At 69.2% G+C, this 6,593-nt stretch carries 4 protein-coding genes; 3 read left to right on the top strand and 1 reads right to left on the bottom strand.

The window, feature by feature from the left end:
- From WAW17_RS34060 to WAW17_RS34050, 3 genes are all read left to right on the top strand, one after another.
- The coding region (locus tag WAW17_RS34060; protein WP_422337231.1) for a cytochrome P450 at nucleotides 1-901 on the top strand (901 nt) is incomplete at its 5' end.
- Nucleotides 902-950: 49 nt separating this feature from the next.
- On the top strand, nucleotides 951-3,149 hold the full coding sequence (locus tag WAW17_RS34055) for an MMPL family transporter (RefSeq protein ID WP_422337230.1): 2,199 nt from the start codon (nucleotides 951-953) through the stop codon (nucleotides 3,147-3,149).
- 393 nt (nucleotides 3,150-3,542) lie between these two features.
- Nucleotides 3,543-3,902 carry a hypothetical protein gene (locus WAW17_RS34050; RefSeq protein ID WP_422337229.1) on the top strand — a complete coding sequence of 120 codons (360 nt, stop codon included), beginning with the start codon at nucleotides 3,543-3,545 and terminating at the stop codon, nucleotides 3,900-3,902.
- Here WAW17_RS34050 and WAW17_RS34045 read toward each other — a convergent pair.
- The coding region (locus tag WAW17_RS34045; protein ID WP_422337228.1) for an AAA family ATPase at nucleotides 3,850-6,593 on the bottom strand (2,744 nt) is incomplete at its 5' end. The two genes, WAW17_RS34050 and WAW17_RS34045, sit on opposite strands and share 53 nt — an antisense overlap.

The following is a 6,593-nucleotide window of genomic DNA, read 5'->3' as shown; positions in this document are numbered from 1 at the left end:
ATACATCCGGGTGGTCGCCGACTTCCTCGCCGCCTATACCGGCCCACTGATGCTTGTCCCGCTGCTGCGCCGCGGCATGATCGGACGGGCGCCCTGGGATCGGTTCGTCCGCGCACGCGACGAGTTCGATGCGCTGCTGACCGAGGACATCGAGCGCCGGCGCGCCGGGCCCGAGGACGGCCGGGTGGACATCCTGAGCATGTTGCTCGCCGCGACCTATGAAGACGGGTCGCGGATCGACGACGCCGGGCTGCGCGAGGAGCTCCGCACATTGCTGGTCGCCGGGCACGAGACCACCGCGACGTCGGTGTGCTGGGCGTTGTTCCATCTGCACCGCCACCCCGAGGTCCGCGAGCGGGTGCTGGCCGAGGTGCGGAACCTGGGCCCGACGACGGCGCCCGAGGAACTCGCTCGGTTGCCGTACCTGGACGCGGTGTGCAACGAGACGCTGCGGCTGCACCCGCCGGTGCCGATCGTGCTGCGCCGGCTGACCGGGCCGCTGCACGTGCGCGGTGTCCCGGTAGCCACGGGCGCAACGGTCGGTATCGCCCTGCCGCTCCTGCATTCGCATCCGGATGTCTGGGAGTGGCCCGACCAGTTCGATCCGGAGCGCTTCGTCGGGCGGCGCTACAGCCCGTTCGAGTTCGCACCGTTCGGCGGAGCGCATCGACGGTGCATCGGGTTCGCCCTGGCGGAGTACGAGATGCCGATCGTGCTGGCGACCATCCTGTCGCGGGTCCGGCTGGCTCTGCCGGAGCGGGACCGACGCCGCCCGCCTCCGGTGTCGGTCCCGCACAACATCGCGACCGGACCGCGCCGGCCGATCATGTTCGAAGTGTTGGGCCCGCGGCACCAGGAGGACAGTTCGGGCGGGCAGCCGGTCCCGCACGGATCGAGATGAGCACCGGCCCACCGAATGCGGCAGCGGGGAGCGAAGGAGCGACGACGTCATGCTGACACGGCTCGCCACCCTCATCGTCGACCATCCCCGCCGGGTTCTCGCCGGCGCGCTGGCCTTCCTGGTGCTCGCCGGCGTGCTCGGCACGGGGGTCTCCGCCGAGCTGAAGGTCGGCGGTTTCGACGACCCCGACTCGGAATCGTCTCTGGCCGAGAACTTCCTCGACGAGCGCTTCGGCGGCTCGACACCCAACATGGTGCTGCAGGTCACCGCCCGCGCCGGCGATGTGAACAGCCCCGAGGTGATGGCCGCGGCGCAGCGGCTCGAGCGGCGGATCGCGGCTGAGCCGGAGGTGACCGTGGTCGGCTCCTACTGGACCACGCGGCTGCCGGATCTACGCAGCGCCGACGGCCGGTCCGGGCTGGTGCTGCTGCACGTCGGCGGCACCGCGGAACAGGCCGCACGGCACACCACGACGGTCCTCGCGGCGCTGCCCGCCGAGAACCCGGTGGTGCGGGTGGTGGCCGGGGGCAAGCTGGGGCTGACCGACGCCCTCGAGACCCACGTGGCGCAGGACCTGAAGCTGGCCGAATCGATCGCGCTGCCCGCGACGCTGCTGCTACTGATCGTCGCGTTCGGCAGCGTGGTGGCGGCGCTGCTGCCGCTGAGTCTGGGCGTGGTCTCGATTCTGGCGACGATGCTGGTGCTGTTCGTGCTGGCCAAGGTCACCGACGTGTCCGTCTACGCGCTGACCGTGGCCACGGCATTCGGGCTCGGCCTGGCCATCGACTTCGGGTTGCTGCTGGTGTCCCGGTTCCGCGAGGAGCGGGCCGCCGGGCATCCACCGCGGGAGGCGGTGATCGAGTCGGTCGCGACGGCCGGCCGCACCATCTTGTTCAGCGCGGCCACCGTGACGGTGGCGATGGGCGGGATGCTCGTGTTCCCCATCTACTTCCTGCGGTCGGTCGGGCTCGCGGCGATGGTGGTGGTGGTGACGGCGGCGGTGAGCGCGGTGGTGGTGCTGCCGGCGATTCTGGCACTGCTCGGTGGGCGGATCGACTCGTTGGCGGTGCGGCGCCGACGCGACCGGCTGGCGGCGGATTCGCCGTTCTGGCGTCGCACCGCGGCGGCGGTGACGCGCCGACCGGTGCGGGCCGCGCTGCCGGTGCTGATACTGCTTCTGCTGCTGGGCATTCCGGTCCTGCATGCACAGTTCGCAACCCCCGACGAGCGGGCGCTTCCGGCGAATTCGCCCGCGCGTCAGGTCACCACCGCGATCCGGGACGACTACGCCGCCGACAGTTCGGACGCGGCGACCTTGGTGGCGCGCGACGACGCGACGACGCTGGAGCGGGTGGCTCGCGAGGTGTCCGCGCTCGACGAGGTGGCCCGGGTGGACGGCGCCTTCGGCCGCTACCGACACGGGATGCTGGTGGCCGGCCAGGGACCGCAGAGCGCGCGCTTCACCGCCGGCGATGCCGGGTACGTGCTGGTCGAACCGACGGTGGACGCGCAATCGGAACCGGCCCAGGACCTGGTGCGCGAGATCCGGGCGCTGCCGGCGGTGGCCGAGAACCACATCGCCGTCGGCGGCCCGACGGCGACGCTGATCGACGGCAATTCCGCGATCGCCGGCCGACTGCCGCTGGCGCTGACACTGCTGGCCGTGTCGACCTTCGTGCTGTTGTTCCTGTTCACCGGAAGCATGATCGTGCCGATCAAGGCGCTGCTGCTCAACGTGTTCGTGCTCATCGCGGTGATCGGCGCAATGGTGTGGCTGTTCCAGGACGGGCACCTGGCCGCGATCACCGGCGTGACGCCCGCACCTCTGAACATCGGCATGGTGGTGCTGCTGTGCTGCATCGCGTTCAGCCTGTCGGTGGACTACGAGATCTTCCTACTCAGCCGGATCAAGGAGGCGCGCGACGGCGGGGCGGGCACCACCGAGGCGACCATCGAGGGCCTGGGTCGCGTCGGGCGGATCGTGAGCAGCGCCGCCGCCCTGCTCACCGTGACCTTGCTGTCCTTCTCGACCGGGCTGTCGTTCATGCAGATGTTCGGGATCGGCACCGCGCTCGCCGTACTGATGGACGCCACACTGGTGCGCGGTGTACTGGTGCCGGCATTCATGCGGCTGGCCGGCGAGTTCAACTGGTGGGCACCGAGACCCCTGCGCCGACTGCACGCGCGGATCGGGCTGCGCGAGTCCCCGCGGTCGTCCGCTCCCGCACGGTCGCGGCCGGTGAGCTGAACGCTCGCGTCGGCTGCGGCGTGCACGGCAGTGCTGGTCGGCCCGAACATCGTGGTCCAGGGGTTTCCCCGTCGCCGGTCACCGTGCCCATGCCGAATGCTGTTTTACGTCAACCACTCACGCCGGGAGCAACACCCGCCGGCACACACCGCGAGGAGAACACCGTGACCAAGAACGTGTGTCACGCAGCTGTGGCCGCCCCCGAGTAACCGCGGCCGAGAGGCTCTGCGGCACAACCGGCACCCAGTACAAGCGCGACCTCGCGGTGATCCACCGCTTCGGGGTGCTCGGTAAGGAAGGCCACTCGCTCGGCGAGGCTGCTGATCCGGCTGGAGCATCCGCGCAACAACCGATGAACCTGCCACCCCGAACCCGACCAAAGGCGGGCTTCCCATGAGAAGCATCCGACTCGGAAACATCCGACGTGCCGGGTCCGTGGCTGCGGCAGTGGCAGTGGCTGCGGCAGTGGCTGCGGCAGCGGCGCTCGGTCTGCCGGCAGTCGGCACCGCGTCCGCGACCGCGCCGGTCTCCACGCCCGAACCCGGCGGGGTCATCCGCATGGACCTGGCGCCAGGGGAAACGTGGGAGTGCGAGGGATGGAGTCTCGAGCCGCCGTACCTACAGGTGGTACCGGACTTCTACAAATTCGAGACCGGACCGAACCCGATGTTCTTCCGATACACATCCGGTACCAGAGCGTTCATCCAGTGCGTCGGCACGGGTGCGCCGCACTACTACGTCGGCCAGTCGTGACCTCCCTCCCACATTTCGCGCCGGCACTGTCAACTTCGCTGATGGCCGGCCGGAGGACATGATCGCGGGCTCGGTTGTCCCGGAGAGAGTTGGCGAGCTGCGTCCGGGAGCGGACACCAACCTTGCGATAAACCCTCCCCAGGTGCATCTCGATCGTCTTGACACTGAGGAACAGCTGCGAGGCGATCTCACGGTTCGTGCCACCGTTAGCAGCAAGCCGGGCCACCTCCCACTCCTGTGCGGTGAGCGCATCGGCAACGCTTCCGCTCCGCGCCTTGGCTGGTTGCCCGGCGGCGGTGAGTTCGGTGGCCGCCCGCGCCGCCCACAGGCGGGCCCCAATGCGCTCGAACCCGTCGAGTGAACAACGAAGATGCTCGCGAGCGTCGCGCCGACGACCCGCCCGACGGAGCCGTTCGCCGTAGCACAGTCGCGTGCGGGCAGCGTCGAACGGCGAAGGGCACCGAGCGTGGAACGTGATTGCCCGCGAGAAGAACTCGTCGTAATCCGCATCGTCAGCAACCAACGCCATAGCCCGCCAGATCAAAGCGCTGAGCGCCGGAGGCAGCGTCAATCCTGCGAATCCCTCGAGCTGATCTCGCATGGTGGCGCTGATGTCCGCACCGACCCGCACGTAAGCCTCGATGAGATCGAGGGATGAGACTCGCACCACCATCGGGTCGCGTACATCCGGCGACGGGCCTCGATTGGCCTCTTCGAGGTGTGGAATCGCCCGATCGGGTCGGTTGAGGCTCAGCTCGAGCAGACCCAATCCCTCCAGCGCCAGCTGATACATCATGCCCAAGCGGGTGACCTCACGCTGTCGCAGCGATTCCGCAGCATGAGCACGGCAGGACTGTTCGTCACCAACTTGCGCGTCGAGCAGGGCAAGGCAGCCCAGTGCCGGACACAGCGTGAAGACGTCACCGATACCGGCCGCCAGTTCGGCCGCCTCCGCAGCCGCGGAACGGCCCGACTGCAGTCGTCCTCGCCTGCTGTCGGCGAGCGCTGCAACATACAACGCCAGCGGTAGCCGGCCCAGCGCGCCGTTGCGCCGAAGCTGATGAAGCAACGGATCGAGGAACCCCCGCGGATCAATCTCCTCGTCATACCAGGTCACCCCACTGAGCGCGGCGACAAGAACCCACTCGGTGTCGGGCTCACCTGCAACAGGCTTCCGAGTCGACGCGGCCGCCTCCCGCATCCACCGCATCCCGTCCGACTCCTGGCCCATCAGTGTCAGAGCGTTCCCGATGACGGTCTTGGTCAGGAACTGGGTGTTTCCGTCGCCCGGGGAAGCTGAGTGGGCGGCCTCCCGAGCGAGCGCACAGGCGCCCGCGGGATCACCCGCTGCCAGCGCTCCAATGGCGGCCGTGGCCAGCAACGAAGCGGCCCGCGCGGGGTCTACCTCGCTGACCGCAACCGCGCCTGCCTGCCACACGATGCGGGCGACGCTGGCCCGTCCCGTGTGTAGTTCCACTCGACCGCGTATGCCCGCGATGTCGGCATACAGGATGGGGTCGACCGTGTGCTCTTCGGACTTCCTCAGCAGTCGCAGCGCAGAGTCACTCTGCCCCGCGGATTGCGCCGCGTTTGCGGCGGCATAGAAGCGGCGCGCCTTCGAGGGGCCGTCCGCGGAGAGTTCGGCGGCGCGCTCGAGCGCCAGAGCGGCGCCGGCACAGCCGCTGCGTCTCAGCGCATGGTCTGCAGCCTGTTCGAGGGCCCGAGCGGCGGCGTCGTCGGGCCCCAGAGCGGCCTCGGCGAGGTGCCAGGCGGGGCGTTCCGCCTGCGACGGCGCCGTCAGGGCGGACGCAACAGTTCGGTGGAGTGCCCGTAATCGGCCCGGTGTCAGATCGGTCAGTGCGGCAGTACGCAGCAACGGGTGCGCGAAATGAACATCGGCGACCCCGACGGAGACCAGGCCTTTGTTCTCGAGAGATTCGAGCGCGGCGCGATCTCCATGTTCCGCCGCCAGCGCGGCGAGCACCACCTCGAGGCCATCGCCGGCTGCGACCGCGGTGATGTGGAGCGCGTGCAGCGACGCACGGTCGAGGGTGGAGATGCGCGGGCCGAAGAGGCGTGACGCGGCGTCCTCCGCCGAGAATCGGGCGGTGAGCAACTCCGCCGCGGAGTCCTTGTCGAGCGCGCCGATGTTCAGCTGCTCGATGTCTGCGAAGCCTCCGACGTCGCGCGTGGCGATCAGCAGCACGAGTCGTTCGGCCCGCAGTCGGCGTGCGGTGAAGGCGAGTGCCTCGGCGGAGGCGACATCCAACCATTGCGCGTCGTCGACGAGCATGAGGGTCGGGGATTTCTCGGCCGTCGTCACGAGCAATTGAAATGCTGCGGCATACGCAGCGAAGCGGTCGCGGGGCCTTTCCGCGTTGAGCGTCAGCGCGCAGCGCAGAGCGTCCGCCTGTGCCGCGGGCAGCGACCCGAGCCGATCGAGAACGGGCATGAGCAATCGTCCCAGCGCCGCGAACGGGAACATGATCTCTGCCTCGACCCCGCTGACGGACAACACTTTCAGTTCGCGGGCGCCGTCGCGGGCGTAGCGCAGCAGGCTTGTCTTACCGATCCCGGGATCCCCGGTGATGACGAGCGCGGCGCTCGCCCCCGTCAGTGGTTCCGCCAACAACTGATCAATACGAGCGCATTCCGGTCGCCGCCCGAAAAGTACATCGGGACCGTTTGTGG

This window comes from Rhodococcus sp. (in: high G+C Gram-positive bacteria), from assembly GCF_049286785.1.
In the GTDB taxonomy this organism is placed as follows: Bacteria; Actinomycetota; Actinomycetes; order Mycobacteriales; family Mycobacteriaceae; genus Rhodococcus_F.
The sequence above is the reverse complement of the archived record's forward strand: the minus strand, read 5'-3'. Positions and strand labels throughout refer to the sequence as shown.